This is a genomic window from Stappia sp. ICDLI1TA098 (genome assembly GCF_054880955.1).
Genome location: NZ_JBTZBT010000001.1, coordinates 1,296,756 through 1,313,489, shown reverse-complemented (window position 1 = coordinate 1,313,489; position 16,734 = coordinate 1,296,756). Strand labels below are relative to the sequence as shown.

The window sequence follows — 16,734 nt, the reverse complement described above, 5'->3', positions numbered from 1 at the left end:
GCGCGCGCACTTCGCGCAAGCCGGCGGGCCGACGAAAGACGCCCGGCCCGCGCTTTCAGGCGCGGGCCGGGCGTGTTCTGCTACCCCGTCGGGGCATCTTGCATCCCATGTCAGTTGCGGCGGACGAAGCAGTCGCCGCCGGCCGTCTTCAGCCGCTCGCACAGCGAGATCGCCTCGTCGCGGCTGCCGGCGGGGATGCGCACCCGGTAGAAGGTTCCGCGATCACCCAGATCGGCGCGCTGGATCACCGGATTGACGCCTCCGAGCACGGTACCGAAGCGGCGTTGCAGATCGTTGAAGGCAGTCTGCGCCTGCTCCTGCGTGCGCTGCGAGGACACCTGCACGATGTAGGTTCCGGCCGGAATATTGTCCGCGCCCGTGGCCACCGGAGCGGCCGTGCGGGCAGGAGCCTGTGTCGCCTGCCCGTTGGAGGCGGTCAGGTCGAGCGGCGCGGTGGAGGCGCGCCCGGGAGCCTGCGTCCGCGCTGCCGGCGGCGGCGCGGCGTTCTCGGCGAGCGTCGAGATGTCGCCCGGCTTGTCGCGCGGAACGTTGGCGGGCGCATCGGCCTGCGTCGCACCGGCGGTGTTCGACGGCGCGGAGACAGTGTCGCCGGTGCCAAAGCCCGTGCGCATCGGGCTGACCGCTCCAGGCGTGCGGGTTTCAGCGCCGCCAAGATCCGTGCCGACATTGGCGGCGGTGCCGCCGATGGGCTGCGTCGAGACCGACCGCGGCGTATCGCTCGCCGGGGCATTGCCGTTCTGCGAGACGCGCGGCGCGGCGGCGCCATCGGCGCCGGAGGCCGCCGGTGCGTCGTCGCCGGCGGAAATGATGGTGCCGTCGGGACGCACGACCACAGTGCGCACCCGGCGCGGCCCGGAGGGAAGCGAGGTTTCCCCGCCGCTCGTGTCCTGGCTGGTCGGGGCCGGCGGCAGCGAGGCAACCGGCGTGTCCTCCGGCAGGACGAGACGCTCCTCGCCATTCGCGTCCACACCGCCGACGCGGTCGTAGATGAGCTTGCTCTGGCCGGAGGCGCCCTTGTCGTCGGTTTCCGGATAGACCTTCAACGGTTCATCGCCTGCGGCGATCAGCGGCGGCGGACCGGCAAAATCGTCTCCGCCGAAATCGAGAAGTGCGAAGGCGCCGCCGCCCAGCACGACGATCCCGAGAACCGCTCCCGCGACCACCAGGCCGCGCCGTGAATTGCGGGCAGGAGCAGCCTCTTCCTCCGCCTCCGAATGCGGTGGCAGAACGCCATGTCCGCCCAGATGCGGATCGCTCTCGCGCATGGCCTGCGCCACCGCGTCGAGATCGTAACCGCCCGGCGGCGGCGGCGCTTCGGGATCGAAGCCCGGCTCGCCATCGAGAAATTCATCGTCATAAGTCGGCTGCTGCGGCTGCGCCCACTGGTAACCGCCCTGGCGGAGAGAGCCGGCGGCAACAGCGCCGGCAGCGACAGCGCCCGCGTGATGTGGCGACGCATCGGCTGCTCCAAGCAGAAAATCATCGTCGTTGCCGCTGTCGGTCGGGGCATCGTCCCAGGCCGGTTCCGCATAGGCGTCGCCTGGCTGCTGCCACTGCGGCTCCTCGACGGCCGCCTCGTCCCAGCTCTCCTGCGGCGGCCAGTCGCCGGCCTCAAGGGGCTCTTCGACCGGCGGCGCGGGGGCGGCAACGGGTGCGCCAAGAAATTCGCTCTCAAGCGACGCGGCAAGGTCATCGGCCAGCGAACGCGGCACCTGCGTCGGCGCGTGGTCCGCGCTCAGCTGCGGCTGCGGTGCGAAGGCTTCGTCTTCAGCGAATTCGGTCGTTTCGAACTGCGCGGCCACATCGGGCTCATATCCGCCAGCCTCCAGCGGGTCGCCGAGGTACTGGGGATCGATGTCATAAGGATCCCCGCCCCGCGAATCGGTGTCGTAGGGGTCCGCCGCCGCATGAGGGACGGCGGCTGGCGGCGGCGAATCATAGGTCTCGGCGTAGCTTTCCTCGAAACGGGGCTCATAGCCACCGTCCGCGGGCTGGACAGGCTCGTCGTAATAGGCGGCCTCCGCCTCGGGCTCAGGCGCGACCGGCTGATAGGCAGCGGCTGCGCCACCGGCATCGCCGCCAAGGCCTTGCGCGTAAGCGTCGTTTGCGTAGGCGTCCTCGGCATAGACGTCTTCGGCGTAGGCCTCTTCCGCATAGGCGTCCTCGACGTAGCCGTCGCCCAGAGGCTCGCCGGGAACCGGCTGCGAAGGCTCGGGAGCATAGCCCCCGAGATCGCGCGCAAGCCCTTCCTCGAGATCACGCGCCCACGCCTCGTGGTCGACCAGAACGTCCTGGGGCTCGGCCTCGACAGGCGGCTCCATCTCCGGCTCCGGCTCGACCGGCGCGGCCGCCGGGCGGAACTTCGCGTTGCCCTCGCTGACGATGCGCGCCAGCTCGACGAGCGGATCCTCTTCGAATCCGCCGAAGCCGTCGTCGGCGCGCGCGTCACGACCGTGGCTTGGACCGACCGGATGGCTCGAACGATTGGACATAGCGTAAGGAACTTTCCCGCTTGGTTGCGCCGCGCCAGGCGGACACGAGGTCTCCCGCCGTCAACGCATCTCCTTCGGGGCATCCACGCCAAGAATTGTCAGGCCGGATGCAAGAACCAGGGAGACCGCATGTACGAGTCCTAGGCGGGCCATCGTTGTTTGTCGATCTTCAAGGTTAATAAAACGTAATTGCGGCAAATCCTTGCCTCTGTTCCACTGTGAGTGCAGGGCGCTGGCCAGTTCATGCAGGTAGAACGCCACCCTGTGCGGCTCATGTGCTTCGGCGGCGCTGTCGACGAGACGCGGCCAGGCGGCGAGCCGCGCCGCGAGATCGCGCTCGCCCTCGTCCGTCAGCAGCGTGAAGTCGGCCTTTCCAAGCACCTCCGGCGCAACATCGAAGCCGCCCTCCTCGGACGCCTGACGCATCACCGACGAGCAGCGGGCAAAGCCGTACTGAACATAAAAAACTGCATTATCCTTAGACTGTTCCGTGACTTTCTTGAAGTCAAAGTCGAGCGGCGCGTCGTTCTTCCGATAGAGCATCATGAAGCGCACCGGGTCACGACCGACCTCGTCCACCACATCGCGCAGGGTGATGAAGTCGCCGGAACGCTTCGACATGCGCACGGGCTCGCCGTCGCGGAAGAGTTTCACCAGCTGGCAGAGACGCACCACAACGCTGGCGTCGCCGCCGGAAACCGCCCGCCCGACCGCCTCCAGCCGCTTGACGTAGCCGCCATGGTCGGCACCGAGGATGAAGATCATTTCCTTGAAGCCGCGCTGGTACTTCGAAAGAAAATAGGCGACATCGGCTGCGAAATACGTATAGGAGCCGTCCGATTTCTTGAGCGGACGGTCGATATCGTCACCATAATCGGTGGCGCGGAACAGAGTCTGCTCACGATCTTCCCAGTCCTCGGGAAGCTGTCCCTTGGGCGGCGGCAGCGTGCCCTCGTAGACGAGGCCGCGCCCGCGCAGCTCTTCCAGCATCGTGTCGATCATCGAAGGCGCGTTGTCCTTGCGCTCATGCAGGGTGCGCTCGGAGAAGAACTCCTCGTGATGGACGTTGAGCAGCGCCAGGTCCTCACGGATCAACATCATCATCGCGTCGATGGTGCGATCCTTGACGAGCGCAAGCCGCTCCCCCTCGTCCATGGACAGCAACCGGTCGCCGAATTCAGCGGCCAGGGCCTTGCCCACCGGCACCAGATAGTCGCCCGGATAGAGCCCTTCGGGAATCGCGCCGATGTCCTCGCCGAGCGCCTCGCGGTAGCGCAGCAAGGCGGAATTGGCGAGCACGTCGACCTGGGCCCCGGCGTCGTTGATGTAATATTCACGGGTGACGTCGAAACCGGCGAAGTCGAGCAGAGAGGCAAGCGCGTCGCCCACCACCGCGCCGCGGCAATGGCCAACGTGCATCGGACCGGTCGGATTGGCCGAGACATACTCGACGTTGACCTTCTTGCCACCGCCGAGCGTGGAACGCCCGTAGTCGGTGCCGGAGGCGACGACCGCCGACAGCACCCGCGCCCACACCGAGGCGTCGAGCCGCAGGTTGAGGAACCCGGGGCCGGCGATCTCGACCTTCACCACATCCTCGCGCCGCTCCAGGATCTCGCCGAGCTTCTCGGCCAGGGCGCGCGGGTTGGTCTTGAGCGGCTTCGCCAGCACCAGCGCCGCGTTGGTGGCGAGATCGCCATGGGCGCTGTCGCGCGGCGGCTCGACCACGCATTTGGCGAGAAGCGCCTCATCCACCTCGCCTCCCGGATAGAGCTCAACGATGGCGGAGCGCACATAGCCGGCAAATTCGCTGAAAATATTCATCTTGGCACTTCTCTGGGCGACTTCGTTTCAGGCGGTGCGCGGAAGGCCGCGCGCGCCTGCGATCTCGGGTGGGACCCGGCCTTTCGGCCCGGCGGGGGCCTATCCCAATTCGGGGGTATGGTCAAACAGGCGTCGGTGTTCATCGATGGCGAAGCGGTCGGTCATGCCGGCGACGAAATCGCAGACGCGCCGCGCCCGCTTTTCCGGCGTCGCGCCCTCCAGACCGCTGCGCCACTCCGCGTTCATCTCCTCCGGCCGCTCGAGATAGAGCGCGAACAGGTCGCGCACCACCTGCGCCACCTGCCGGCGCACGGCCAGCACCGACTCGTGCCGGTAGAGATTGGCGAAGAGGAAGGCCTTGACCTCCTTCTCCTCCCTGGCCATCGACGGGGAAAAATCGACGACCGCGTGGCCGGCGTTGCGGATATCCTCCACCGAGCGTGGAGCGAGCGCGGCGATGCGGCGGACGGATTCCTCGATCACGTCCTCCACCATCCGCGTGATCGAACGACGCACGATCTCGTGGATCTGGCGCACCGGCTCGAGATCGGGATAGCGCTGCAGCACCTCGCCGCGGATGCGGGCGAGGAAGGGCACGGCGTCCATCTGCTCGAGCCGCAGCAGGCCGGCGCGCAGGCCGTCGTCGAGGTCGTGCGCGTCATAGGCGATGTCATCGGCGATCGCCGCCACCTGCGCCTCCGCCCCTGGCCAACTCGAAAGCCGCAGATCCTGCCGCTGCGCATTGGCGCGGATGGCGAAGGGAAGCCCCGTCTTCGCGAACTTGCCGAGCGGGTTGCCGGCCGCGTCGGTCAGCGGGCCATTGTGCTTGACCAGGCCCTCGAGCGTTTCCCAGCTCAGGTTGAGCCCGTCGAACTCCGCGTAGCGGCGCTCCAGGCTGGTGACGACGCGCAACGACTGGGCGTTGTGGTCGAAGCCGCCATGGCCGGCCATGCACTCGTCCATCACGTCCTCACCCTCATGGCCGAAGGGGGTGTGACCGAGATCGTGGGCAAGCGCCAGGCATTCAGCCAGATCCTCGTCCAGCCGCAGCGCGCGGGCGAGCGAGCGGGCTATCTGCGAGACCTCGATCGTGTGCGTCAGCCGGGTGCGGAAATGATCGCCCTCGTGATAGACGAAGACCTGCGTCTTGTGCTTCAGCCGGCGGAAGGCGGTCGAATGAATGATCCGGTCGCGGTCGCGCTGAAACGGTGTGCGCGTCGGGCTTTCCGGCTCGCGAAAGAGCCGGCCCGCGCTGCTATCCGGGTCGGTCGCATAGGGCGCGCGCGGCTGGGCGCCATAGCCGATCGCTGCTGTCATCCTGTCCTCGTTCATCAGGCAGTTCGTCGCGCCGCACGACGCGGCGGAGTTGACGCATGCCGCCCGTGTTCATACCTATCAGATAACGTCTTGCACAGGGTGGCGGTCGGCGAGCGCGCGAAAAATCGCGTTTCCGGCCGTAGCGGCGCGTCCCGCCGCCCCTTTGCCGGACCTGGCCCGCCGCGTCGGCCCAGATCAGGAGACCATCGCCATGCAGGAACAGACCACGCACGATCCGTCCGCAGCGCCCGCCGCCGCCGGCACGGACCTGCCCGTCAAGCTGAGCGACAGCGCCGCCCGGCGCATCGCCAGGATACTTTCGAACGAGCCGGAGGGCACCAGCCTGCGCATCAGCGTCGAGGGCGGCGGCTGCTCGGGCTTCCAGTACAAGTACGATCTCGTCACCGGGCGTGAGGACGACGACCTTCTGCTGGCCCGCGACGGCGCCACGGTGTTGATCGATCCCGTCTCTCTGGAATACATGAGCGGTTCGGTCATCGACTTCGTCGACGACATCATGGGACAGTCGTTCCAGATCAACAATCCGCTCGCCGCCGCCGGATGCGGCTGCGGCACGAGCTTCTCCATCTGACGCCGCACGCGTCGACCGCGAGACAAGGAACACCGCCGTTGAAGATCGCCACCTGGAACATCAACGGCGTCAAGGCGCGCCTCGAGACGAGCCTTTCCTGGCTCTCCGAGGCGCGGCCCGACATCGTCTGCCTGCAGGAAATCAAGTCCGTCGACGAGGGCTTCCCCGCCTCCGCCTTCGAAGAACTCGGCTATCACGTCGAGACCCACGGCCAGAAGGGCTTCAACGGCGTCGCCATCCTCAGCCTCGAAAAGCCCGTAGGCGTGAACCGGGGCCTGCCGGGCGACCCGTCGGACGAGCAGGCGCGCTATATCGAGGCCGTGTTCGAGACGCCGGCCAGCCCCTTGCGCGTCGGCGGCCTCTACCTGCCAAACGGAAACCCGCTCGGCACCGAGAAGTTCGACTACAAGCTGCGCTGGATGGACCGCCTCCATGCCCATGCCCGCGCCTGTCTGGCGCGCGAGGAGCGCTTCATGCTGCTGGGAGACTACAACGTCATCCCGGATCCCATCGACGCGCGCAACCCGGCCGCCTGGACGCAAGACGCACTGTTCCAGCCGGAAAGCCGACAGGCCTTCCGCGCGCTGGTGAACCTCGGCTTCACCGAGGCGGTTCGCGCCACCTCCGACATGCCCGGCGTCTACAGCTTCTGGGACTATCAGGCCGGCGCCTGGCAGAAGAACAACGGCATCCGCATCGACCACATCCTTCTCGCGCCCGAGGCAAGCGACAGCCTGACCAGCGTCGGCATCGATGCGCATGTGCGCGGCTGGGAGAAGCCGTCCGACCACGTTCCGGTCTGGGTCGAGCTCTCCGTCTGACCGCCGCTGCCGCCCGCACAACCAACGCCGGACACCTGACGCAGCGGACTTCTGATGTTTTTGATGCGCACGGTGCTGTGGCGTGCTATGGTTGCACATGCGGTACGTTGTGCACCTTGGCTGCCTCGTCGCAGTCCTGATCTGGTCCGCCTCCGGTTTTGCCGGTGAGCTGTCGCAGCACGCCTCTGCCCTCGCCATACCGGTCGCCGCCTCCGGCGGCACGTCCCGCACAACACAGCCGGTCATGCGCCCGACGCTTGTGCAGTCCGCGGACCGGAACTGCACCTGCCGGTATTTCGGCGAGAAATACAGCATCGGCGAGACCGTTTGCCTGCGCGGCCCGGAGGGTCCCCGGATGGCGCGTTGCGCCATGAACCAGAACAACACCTCCTGGAAGATGCTTGAGGATCCCTGCCCCACCGCACGCCTCTGCCCGCGCCTGGACATGGCAGCGCGCGCCGGCTGAGCCCGGCCGCGGCCAACATATCCGCCGCCCCCTGTAAACACACGCAAGACAGCCACGCCCCCGGTCCCGGGTGACGTCGCCTCATGTCTGGGTTCTGGTGATGGGCTTGAAAAGGGACGTCGGAACCGCGTTCCGCCCGGGAGCGACCCTATATCGGAAGCCGACGCTCGCCATGCCATCACCGGCGCGGAGACAACCAGCCCCTCTCACCTCAGATGACGGGCGGAGTCACGCCGCCACCCACAACGGTGTCCGGCGCCAGCGGAGAGGCCGCCTTGCGGGCGGCGCTTCCGTTTGAGAGCCCTTCGCGCCGCCGCCTACTGGGCGGCGTTGTGGGCGACCGTGGCCGGGTTGCTGTTCATCCACTTGTCGGCGAGTTGAGCCGCACGGCGGCGCACAGGCTCCGGCGCAAGGCCGAAACAGCGCTCCTGCAACTCGCTGATCCAGGCGTCGCCCTCGTCCACCGCGTGCTTTTGCGCGACCGTCAGCCACATCAGACCGGCGGTCTCGTTCTCGGCACCGTGAAAGTCACCGATACAGAGCAACTCGCCAAGCCGCCCCTGGGCATCGACATGGCCCTTCTGTGCCGCCAGCTTCAGCCAGCGCGCGGCCATGCGCGGGTCGCGGTCGCGCTCGTCGAGATAGAGCATGCCGAGATGATACTGGGCATCGGCATCGCCGAAATAGGATGCCGCATAGGTGAAGATCTCACGCGCACGCACGAGGTTCGGCCGGATGGCGCTATCGTTGATGCCGGTGAGATAATAGGAGCCGAGCTCGACAAACGCGCTGGCGATGAACGGCGCGCGCGGCGAGTTGGGATTGTCGTCGGCATAGTTCGAGGCGATCTGGCTGAAATACTCGAACGCCTTGACGTCGTCCTCCTGGACGCCGTCGCCACGCGAGTACATGCGCCCGAGCTTCCAGGCCGCCAGGGGGTGCCCCTGCTCGGCGGCGAAGCGCAGCGAGTCGAGCGCCCGCTTCTTTTCGCCCGCATAGTAAAATCGCGCGCCGGCCCTGAGAGCCTCGCCTGGTGTGAGATCCTTGCCTGCCGGAGCGGCGCCCGACATGCGCGCAGCCGCATCCGCTGCGGTGTCCTGCGCCAGCGCCGGACAAACCGCTCCCAGACCGATCAGAAGCCCCCCGATCAAACCTGCAAATGTGATACGCATTCTCGACCGCCTCGCGCAGCAGGACAGTGTAAAGGCACCCCCGCTTGCGCCCTTCGTCCGTTCCGCCCGGCATCGAAGGTCGCGACCGGGCACAAGCAGCCCGCCGCGAGCCCCTTCGGCCCGGGCGCGCCCTTCCGGCTCGACGAGCCGGCAGAAGCGCATTCAGTATCCGGTCCGCCGGAGCGGACCCAGCGCCGTGCTCCCCGCTCTCGCGAAAGCCGGTGCCTTGAAGCCGGGACACCTTTCCCGGCAGGTCGCCGGTCGGTGAGGACCGCGACATGAAAGCAACAGGTCCGCGTTTCGCCCCGCATGGGGAAGGCCCGCAGGACCCGCCATCCCGATTTCATACACTAGGGAGTCCGCCTAAAGATGGCCGAAAGGGGGCATCATTGCCACGATTGCGGGCCATCCCTGCGACGGAGAGAAAGGTGTGGCCACGCGGCCACAGGACTCGCCGCGACCGGGCATGGCAGCTTAGCCGGCAACCACGAGCACCAGTGCATTGGCGAGCAACAGCCCCGCCGCGATCAGGTCGACCTTGCATTCAAAGCGTTGCTTGAGGCGCATCGGGCCATCCTCCTTCGCCGTTCCTCTTCCTGGACGAGGAGAATGCCTGGAAGGGGTTGAAAAACGGTTCCCGGAAGCGCCAGTTGGGTGCACCCCTTTGCGCGGGACTTCCCGGCTTGGCAGAATCATGGATGATTCGCTGCCAGCACCGCTTTGGCGCGAGCCGGCGCTGCAAGTCCGGGTGCCCGGCGCATTGCCGTTTGCCGCGACTTCGGATAGCTGACAGCCTTGCTGATTGACGAAAGACGACCGGCGGCCGCCCGGACGCCTCCCGAACTGGACCCTGCATGACCGCCAACGACGACCTCTTCGACGCCCCCGCAGCCACTCCGCAGAAGCCGGAGCCGGCGGCAAGGTCCGCGCCGCGCGCCGCTCCGGCCCGCCGCAGCGAGCCTGCGCGCGACAAGGGCGACCCGTCCGACTACACGGCGGCCGACATCGAGGTTCTGGAAGGACTGGAGCCCGTGCGCCGGCGGCCGGGCATGTACATCGGCGGCACCGACGAACGCGCCATGCACCACCTCTTCGCCGAGGTGATCGACAACTCCATGGACGAGGCCGTCGCCGGCCACGCGAGCTGGATCGAGGTGACGCTGTCGGCCGACGGAACGCTGACGGTGGCCGACAACGGCCGCGGCATTCCCGTCGACCCGCACCCCAAGCACCGCGACAAGTCGGCGCTCGAGGTGATCATGACCACGCTGCACGCGGGCGGAAAGTTCGACAGCAAGGTCTACGAGACCTCCGGCGGCCTGCACGGAGTCGGCATCTCCGTGGTCAACGCGCTGTCGGAAGAGCTCGTCGTCGAGGTCGCCCGTGCCCGCAAGCTCTACCGGCAGGTGTTTCGCCGGGGCATTCCCGCCGGGCCGCTGGAATCGGTCGGCGACGTGCAGAACCGGCGCGGCACGCTGGTGCGGTTCCGCCCGGATCCCGAGATCTTCGGCGCGGGAACGACCTTCAAGCCGGCGCGCCTGTTCAAGATGGCACGTTCGAAGGCCTATCTGTTCTCCGGCGTCGAGATCCGCTGGCGCTGCGCGCCCGAGCTGATCGGCGAGAAGGACGAGGCCGAGGCGCAGGCGACCTTCCACTTCCCCGGGGGCTTGCGCGATTTCCTCGGCGACGCGCTCGGCAAGGAGCGCCGGGTGATCGACGACATCTTCGCCGGCAAGACCGGCGAGACCGGCCGCCATGCCGGCGTCGAATGGGCCGTCACCTGGTTCGCCGGCGACGGCTTCACCCGCTCCTATTGCAACACCGTGCCGACGCCCGAGGGCGGGACGCATGAATCCGGCCTGCGCAGCGCGCTGCTGCGCGGTCTCAAGGCCTATGGCGAGCTGGTCGGCAACAAGAAGGCGGCCATCATCACCGGCGATGACGTCATCACCTCCGCCGCCTCGATGCTTTCCGTCTTCATCCGCGAGCCAGAGTTCGTCGGCCAGACCAAGGACAAGCTCGCCTCCGGCGAGGCCGCGCGCATCGTCGAGAACGCCGTGCGCGACGCCTTCGACCACTGGCTGACCGCCTCGCCGAACCAGGCCAACAGGTTGCTCGAGTGGGTCGTCGACCGCGCCGACGAGCGGTTGCGCCGGCGCCAGGAAAAGGACGTCGCCCGCAAGACCGCTGTGCGCAAGCTGCGCCTGCCGGGCAAGCTTGCCGACTGCTCCTCCAGCCAGGCGGCGGACTCCGAGATCTTCATCGTCGAGGGCGATTCGGCCGGCGGTTCCGCCAAGCAGGCGCGCAACCGCAAGAACCAGGCCGTGCTTCCCCTGCGCGGCAAGATCCTCAACGTCGCCAGCGCCGGTCGCGACAAGCTCGTCGCCAACCAGCAGATCGGCGACCTCGTGCAGGCGCTGGGCTGCGGCACCGGCGCCTCCTACCGCAGCAAGGACCTGCGCTACGAGAAGGTGGTGATCATGACGGACGCCGACGTCGACGGCGCCCACATCGCCTCGTTGCTGATCACCTTCTTCTACCGCGAGACCCCGGACCTCATCCGCGAGGGGCATCTGTTCCTCGCCGTGCCGCCGCTCTACCGCATCAGCCAGGGCGGCAAGACGCTCTATGCGCGCGACGACGCCCACAAGGAACAGCTTCTCAAGAGCCAGTTCCGCGCCAATGCCAAGATCGACATCGGCCGCTTCAAGGGCCTTGGCGAGATGCTGCCCGCCCAGCTCAAGGAAACGACGATGGACCCGTCGCGGCGCACGCTGCTGCGCGTCGTCATCGACGAGGAGAACGCCGAGGGCACCCGCGACACGGTCGACCGGCTGATGGGCAACAAGCCCGAGGCGCGGTTCCACTTCATCCAGGAAAACGCCCAGTTCGCCGAGGAACTCGACATCTGAGGCGCCCCGCCCCGCCGGACGGGCGACACGGTATGGACACGTTCGCGTGATGCGGTAGGGTGAACCGTATGCGGGAATGCACCGCACACCTGCAACCGACACGCGGGGACAGGGCACGACCGGGCCTTGCCCATCCACGGGAGACGACCACTGTTCAAACCGATCCTGCGCGCTGTTGAGCGGCGCCGCCGCCCCTTGAGCGAACACAGCTTCCTGGTTCTTGCCGGCATGGACCTGGCCTATGGCCGTTGCCCGCACGCCGGCAGCGAGGGCGTGCGCGATGCTTTGCTGCGGCTTGCCCGACGCCCCGGCGGGGACCTTCCCGCGCAGGAACACCACACCGACTACACCACCGGCACGCTCGGCTCCTGGGTGGACGGGCTGACGCTGCTTTCCGGGCGCCAGCTCGCGCGCCAGTACCCACGGGCAACGGTCTTCGCCGCGATCCGGGATCCGCTCGACCGGCTCGCCGCCTGCTACGGCGCATGGACAGCGGACACGCCGCATTCCCCGCCCCGGCCCGCGGCGGCTGCCGGCCTGACCTTCGCCGATTTCGTCGCCCATGTCTGCGCGACCCCCGACCTGAAGAGCCCCAACGCCTTCCGCAGCCAGACCGCGATCCTGTCGCACAAGGGCCGGCTGCTGCCGACCCATCTCGTGCGTCACGAGCGCAGCGAGGCCGACTGGAACGCCCTGCGTGAGCACGTGCGCGATCGCGGGCTGGGCGATATCGGCGCCCTCCCCGCCGGCCCCGACATGACTGCGGAAACGCGTGCGGATCTCATCGGCGAGCTTACGCGGGATCTTCTCGAAGCGGTGCGCCGGCGCTATCGTGCGGACTACGATATCTTTTACCCGGATGCGGCCCGGTCCGCCGCCTAGGCGTTCCCCGCGCTGCCCGTGACCGAGACAGGCCCGCTCCCGAGACAGGCCGGTTCCAAGGACGACACCATGCAGAAGACGACACGCGCCCTCCGCTTTGCCGTTCCCGCCCTCGCGCTCTGCCTGCTCGCGCCGCACGCCGCGCACGCCGATCCGGTTTCCGACATGCTGCGCGCACTGCCGGCGTCCGTGCAGGCGGTCAGCCGCGTTCCCGGCCCCGAAAACAAGGACGTCACGTTCTTCATCGTCCGTGAGGACAAGCGCGACAGGCTGTTCCTGGCCAAGGGCGGCGACAGCCTCGTTGAAATTGCGGAGGCGGCCGAAACCGGCGGCCGGGTGAGCGGACTGCGCTCGGAAATGGACGACCTCGGCCTCGCCGCCTTTGTCGATTTTCGCGACGGAAACGGCGAGGAAACGACCTTCGAGCTGTTTCTGGAGGGCGATGACCCCGAAGCCTACATATTTCGGCCGGCAAGTAACTGACGCGCGATCGCCAGAGCCCCGCCGCGCGCAATTCTTGCATGCGCGGGGCGGGAACCTTCGAAAGATTGACAATTTATTTTGAAACTGTAGTGTGCGCGCCAAGGTATCGGCCCAAAGCGTCCTGCGGGGCCGGCAGGGTAATCAGGTCCTCACGACCCGTCTTGATCATAAGGTAATATGTCCTTTTCCTCACTCGGACTGAGCGAAAAAGTGCTCGCCGCCGTGGAAGCGGCTGGGTACACCGAACCGACCGCGATCCAGGCGGCCGCCATCCCCCACGTGCTTCAGAAGCGTGACGTTTTGGGTCTCGCGCAGACAGGCACGGGCAAGACGGCGTCCTTCACCCTGCCGATGCTGACCCTTCTTGAGAAGGGCCGCGCAAGGGCGCGCATGCCGCGCACGTTGATCCTCGAGCCGACGCGCGAACTCGCCGCGCAGGTCGAAGAGAACTTCAACAGATACGGCGTCAACCACAAGCTGAACGTCGCGCTGCTGATCGGCGGCACGTCCTTTGGCGACCAGGGCAAGAAGCTCGACCGTGGCGTCGACGTGCTGATCGCAACGCCCGGCCGCCTGCTCGACCACACCGAGCGCGGCAAGCTGATGCTCCAGGGCGTCGAGATCCTCGTCATCGACGAGGCCGACCGGATGCTCGACATGGGCTTCATCCCGGACATCGAGCGCATCTGTAAGCTCATCCCCTTCACGCGCCAGACGCTCTTCTTCTCGGCCACCATGCCGCCGGAGATCCAGCGTCTCGTCGACACGTTCCTGCACAATCCGGCTCGCGTCGAGGTGGCACGCACCTCCTCCACCGCCGAGACGGTGACGCAGAACATCGTCGCCTCGGACTCCAAGGATGCCGAGAAGCGCGCCACCCTGCGCCGGCTTGTCGACGACGCCGGCGAGGATCTTGCCAACGCCATCATCTTCTGCAACCGCAAGCGCGACGTGCAGACGGTATTCCGCTCCCTGCAGCGCCACGGCTATTCCGTCGGCGCGCTGCACGGCGACATGGACCAGCGCTCGCGCATGGCGACGCTTGACCAGTACCGCAACGGCGAGCTGCAGCTTCTCGTCGCCAGTGACGTGGCCGCGCGCGGCCTCGACATTCCCGCGGTGAGCCACGTCTTCAACTATGATGTGCCGACCCACGCGGAGGATTACGTCCACCGCATCGGCCGCACCGGTCGCGCCGGGCGCAGCGGCGCAGCCATGTCGATCGTCACGCCGAACGACCAGAAGTACCTGGCCGGCATCGAGAAGCTGATCGACAAGAAGATCCCCTGGCTGGACGCTCCGATCGATTTCGACGCGGTCCAGAGCGAGGGTCGAGACCGTCGCCGCTCTTCCGGCAGCACGCGCGGCCGCAAGCCCGCGGGCGAGGCCCTCTCCGAGGACGCCGCTGCTGCTCCGGAAACCGCCCGTTCGAGCGAACGCAAGCCGCGCACCCGCAGGCCGAGCGCACGCAAGGCGGCAGAGGATACGGCCAAGACCGACGAGGTCCAGGTCGTCGACGCGCCGAAGCCCCAGGCTGAGGCCGCGCCGAAGTCCGAGCCGCGCAAGCCGGCGGAACAGCGCAAGGCGCAGGCGCCCGAGACTGGACGGACCGAAGGGTCTGCCGGTGGCGAGCGCAGGCAGGCAGAGCCGCGCCGTGGCCGCGGCCAGCAGCAGGCCGACAACGGCAACAACAACAAGCAGCGCCGCAACAATGATGGCGGCGGCAAGTCCCGTCGCCGTGGCGGCGAGCGCGACGACGAGCCGGTGATCGGTCTCGGCGACCATGTTCCCGCTTTCCTTCTGCGCGATCCGCGTGATCGCAAGAAGGCCGGCTGAGACCCGCGCGAGTTCTGAAGAGCTGACAAAAGGCCCGCCAACGCGGGCCTTTTTTGCGTTCCGGCACCGCCATGCCAGAGCCCGCCCACGGCGTGCTGCTGCCGTTGCCGGGAAAGGTCGCGCTTGGCAACACGAGAGCGCATGAATTGAGGCACGCTTAACTGAGGCTTAACGCCTGAATGAGAAACTCTCCGCCATTCCGGTGGCAAGGAGTGCCTCAGCCGGTATGCGTGCTCAGATCACGTGTGGATTTGCGATGGCTCAGGAAGACGACCATAAGCGAACCATCGTCTATGGCGATGCAGCGATGAAGTATATTCGCAAGAATACACTTCCCGCATATCCGCGTTTCTATGAATTATGGTATACATACGCTGCAGGTTTCAATCATTCATTGAACCGCGCGGTCAACGAGATCGCTGGAGATGGCAATCCGATCAGCACGGAACAGCTCCAGCAGGTCTACAACAGCTTCCTGTCCCCCACCAAGATCGGCGACCGCATCGACGAGGTCGGCGAAAAGATCTCCGAGGAGATCCACACGATGGTGGACCTGCTCGGCCAGAGCGCCGACACGGTCGCGGAGTACGGCGCATCGCTGGCAGGCGTGCAGTCTGAACTCGAGCGCCTGAAGGACCCCAAGCAGCTCAAGGCGCTCATCGGGCACATCATCAAGGCGACCCAGGACACTGCGTTGTCGAACCGGGCTCTCGAGAAGCAGCTCGTCGACTCCCGCCGCCAGATCGGCGACCTGCAGGAGAACCTCGAGGCGATCCGCCACGAATCCCTTACCGATGAATTGACCACGCTGAGCAACCGCCGGCACTTCGACCAGACGGTCGAGCGCATGGTCTCAGAGGCGGCAAAGACGCAGGAGCCGCTCACCCTGCTGCTCACCGACATCGACCATTTCAAGAAATTCAACGACACCTATGGCCACCAGACCGGAGATCAGGTTCTTCGTCTCGTGGCCCTGGCCGTCAAGCAGAACGTCAAGGGCCACGACGTGGCCTGCCGCTATGGCGGCGAGGAATTCGCCGTGCTGCTCCCCCACACGTCGCTGCGCCAGGCCGTGACCGTCTCCGAGCACATCCGCCGCGCCGTGCTGTCGAAGGAACTGGTGAAGCGCTCCACGGGTGAGAATCTCGGCCGCATCACCATCTCCATCGGCGTGTCCTCCTTCCGCCCGCGCGACACCGTTCAATCGATGATCGCGCGCGCCGATGCCGCCCTCTACGCCGCCAAGGCGGCAGGGCGCAACCTCGTGCGCTGCGAGACGGATCCGGACGTGGAAACGGACATCAGGGTGGCGTAAGGCGGCGTCCGCGTCTCCGCGCGCCCCTCTTCTTGGCATCGATCACAGACAGCCTTGCGCGCCGCCTCGAGCCTCAATCGGGATGGAAACAGGCGGCAGCCCGTCGGCACGTTGTCGCGCCGCGCGTCACTCACTTGCGCGCCATCACCAGCAGCACACCGGCGAAGATCAGGCAGATGCCCAGCCATGCCTTGAGGCCGAGTCGTTCGCCCAGGAAAATCGCGCCGAACACCGCGACAAGCACGACGCTCAGTTTGTCGACGGGGGCGACCCGACTGGCGTCAGCGAGCTTGAGGGCGCGGAAATAGCAAAGCCATGACGCGCCGGTCGCAAGGCCGGAGAGGATGAGAAAAAGCAGGCTGCGTGGGGCGATCTCGGAGGGCGGGCGATACTGCCCGGTAAAGATCACGATGCCGGCGACCAGCAGCAGGATAACCAGAGTCCGGATCAGCGTGGCATAGTCGGAGGAAATCCCGTCGACCCCGACCTTGGCGAAAACAGCCGTCAGCGCGGCGAAGGCCGCCGCGCCGAGTGCCCATAGCTGCCAGGTCAGTGTCACGCTTGCGAGCGCTCCCCTGGCGCGGTCGTGGCCGAAACGGAC

Annotated in this window: 13 protein-coding genes; 8 read left to right on the top strand and 5 right to left on the bottom strand. The window is 67.0% G+C overall.

The genetic code is table 11. The features are described from left to right. Nucleotides 1–110: 110 nt before the first annotated feature. The 3 genes from ACSLUQ_RS05900 to ACSLUQ_RS05890 form a co-directional block, all read right to left on the bottom strand. Complete coding sequence (locus tag ACSLUQ_RS05900) at nucleotides 111–2,513, bottom strand: SPOR domain-containing protein (RefSeq protein ID WP_461807964.1); 2,403 nt, start codon at nucleotides 2,511–2,513, stop codon at nucleotides 111–113. A gap of 60 nt (nucleotides 2,514–2,573) precedes the next feature. Then, entirely contained in the window at nucleotides 2,574–4,337 is a 1,764-nt protein-coding gene (gene argS, locus ACSLUQ_RS05895; protein WP_461807963.1) for an arginine--tRNA ligase, read from the bottom strand. 99 nt (nucleotides 4,338–4,436) lie between these two features. Then, on the bottom strand, nucleotides 4,437–5,654 hold the full coding sequence (locus ACSLUQ_RS05890) for a deoxyguanosinetriphosphate triphosphohydrolase (RefSeq protein ID WP_417773158.1): 1,218 nt from the start codon (nucleotides 5,652–5,654) through the stop codon (nucleotides 4,437–4,439). Between the two features lie 211 nt (nucleotides 5,655–5,865). Here ACSLUQ_RS05890 and ACSLUQ_RS05885 point away from each other — a divergent pair, with 211 nt between their 5' ends. The 3 genes from ACSLUQ_RS05885 (at nucleotide 5,866) to ACSLUQ_RS05875 (ending at nucleotide 7,533) form a co-directional block, all read left to right on the top strand. Beyond that, nucleotides 5,866–6,246 (top strand): HesB/IscA family protein, encoded by a 381-nt coding sequence (locus ACSLUQ_RS05885; RefSeq protein WP_461807962.1) that lies wholly within the window; start codon nucleotides 5,866–5,868, stop codon nucleotides 6,244–6,246. Nucleotides 6,247–6,284: 38 nt separating this feature from the next. Beyond that, a complete protein-coding gene (xth, locus tag ACSLUQ_RS05880; protein WP_461807961.1) occupies nucleotides 6,285–7,067 on the top strand; it encodes an exodeoxyribonuclease III in 783 nt (260 codons plus the stop codon). Nucleotides 7,068–7,164: 97 nt separating this feature from the next. Continuing rightward, the gene (locus ACSLUQ_RS05875; RefSeq protein WP_461807960.1) at nucleotides 7,165–7,533 is read left to right on the top strand and encodes a hypothetical protein; all 369 of its coding nucleotides are present in this window, start codon (nucleotides 7,165–7,167) and stop codon (nucleotides 7,531–7,533) included. A 317-nt stretch (nucleotides 7,534–7,850) separates the two neighbouring features. Here the strand turns inward: ACSLUQ_RS05875 and ACSLUQ_RS05870 are convergent, their stop codons facing one another. Beyond that, nucleotides 7,851–8,705: a tetratricopeptide repeat protein gene (locus ACSLUQ_RS05870; protein ID WP_417773154.1), complete on the bottom strand. Its 855-nt coding sequence runs from the start codon at nucleotides 8,703–8,705 to the stop codon at nucleotides 7,851–7,853. An 854-nt stretch (nucleotides 8,706–9,559) separates the two neighbouring features. Between ACSLUQ_RS05870 and parE the strand changes: the two genes are divergently transcribed. The 5 genes from parE (at nucleotide 9,560) to ACSLUQ_RS05845 (ending at nucleotide 16,133) form a co-directional block, all read left to right on the top strand. Next, nucleotides 9,560–11,617 (top strand): DNA topoisomerase IV subunit B, encoded by a 2,058-nt coding sequence (parE, locus tag ACSLUQ_RS05865; RefSeq protein ID WP_417773153.1) that lies wholly within the window; start codon nucleotides 9,560–9,562, stop codon nucleotides 11,615–11,617. A 195-nt stretch (nucleotides 11,618–11,812) separates the two neighbouring features. Further along, nucleotides 11,813–12,499 carry a sulfotransferase family 2 domain-containing protein gene (locus ACSLUQ_RS05860; RefSeq protein ID WP_461807959.1) on the top strand — a complete coding sequence of 229 codons (687 nt, stop codon included), beginning with the start codon at nucleotides 11,813–11,815 and terminating at the stop codon, nucleotides 12,497–12,499. A 69-nt stretch (nucleotides 12,500–12,568) separates the two neighbouring features. Beyond that, nucleotides 12,569–12,982 (top strand): hypothetical protein, encoded by a 414-nt coding sequence (locus ACSLUQ_RS05855; RefSeq protein WP_417773151.1) that lies wholly within the window; start codon nucleotides 12,569–12,571, stop codon nucleotides 12,980–12,982. 177 nt (nucleotides 12,983–13,159) lie between these two features. Beyond that, nucleotides 13,160–14,818, top strand: a complete 1,659-nt coding sequence (locus ACSLUQ_RS05850) for a DEAD/DEAH box helicase (protein WP_461807958.1) — start codon at nucleotides 13,160–13,162, stop codon at nucleotides 14,816–14,818. Nucleotides 14,819–15,074: 256 nt separating this feature from the next. Beyond that, the gene (locus ACSLUQ_RS05845; protein ID WP_417773149.1) at nucleotides 15,075–16,133 is read left to right on the top strand and encodes a GGDEF domain-containing protein; all 1,059 of its coding nucleotides are present in this window, start codon (nucleotides 15,075–15,077) and stop codon (nucleotides 16,131–16,133) included. Between the two features lie 130 nt (nucleotides 16,134–16,263). Here ACSLUQ_RS05845 and ACSLUQ_RS05840 read toward each other — a convergent pair whose 3' ends face one another. Continuing rightward, nucleotides 16,264–16,692, bottom strand: a complete 429-nt coding sequence (locus ACSLUQ_RS05840; RefSeq protein WP_417773148.1) for an EamA family transporter — start codon at nucleotides 16,690–16,692, stop codon at nucleotides 16,264–16,266. Nucleotides 16,693–16,734: the final 42 nt, after the last annotated feature.

Excerpts from the sequence above, each read along its gene's own strand:
- parE (WP_417773153.1), top strand. The coding sequence starts at position 9,560 with ATGACCGCCAACGACGACCTCTTCGACGCCCCCGCAGCCACTCCGCAG.
- ACSLUQ_RS05900 (WP_461807964.1), bottom strand. The coding sequence starts at position 2,513 with ATGTCCAATCGTTCGAGCCATCCGGTCGGTCCAAGCCACGGTCGTGAC.
- ACSLUQ_RS05885 (WP_461807962.1), top strand. The coding sequence starts at position 5,866 with ATGCAGGAACAGACCACGCACGATCCGTCCGCAGCGCCCGCCGCCGCC.
- ACSLUQ_RS05845 (WP_417773149.1), top strand. The coding sequence starts at position 15,075 with ATGGCTCAGGAAGACGACCATAAGCGAACCATCGTCTATGGCGATGCA.
- ACSLUQ_RS05875 (WP_461807960.1), top strand. The coding sequence starts at position 7,165 with ATGCGGTACGTTGTGCACCTTGGCTGCCTCGTCGCAGTCCTGATCTGG.
- ACSLUQ_RS05890 (WP_417773158.1), bottom strand. The coding sequence starts at position 5,654 with ATGACAGCAGCGATCGGCTATGGCGCCCAGCCGCGCGCGCCCTATGCG.
- argS (WP_461807963.1), bottom strand. The coding sequence starts at position 4,337 with ATGAATATTTTCAGCGAATTTGCCGGCTATGTGCGCTCCGCCATCGTT.
- ACSLUQ_RS05870 (WP_417773154.1), bottom strand. The coding sequence starts at position 8,705 with ATGCGTATCACATTTGCAGGTTTGATCGGGGGGCTTCTGATCGGTCTG.
- ACSLUQ_RS05850 (WP_461807958.1), top strand. The coding sequence starts at position 13,160 with ATGTCCTTTTCCTCACTCGGACTGAGCGAAAAAGTGCTCGCCGCCGTG.
- ACSLUQ_RS05855 (WP_417773151.1), top strand. The coding sequence starts at position 12,569 with ATGCAGAAGACGACACGCGCCCTCCGCTTTGCCGTTCCCGCCCTCGCG.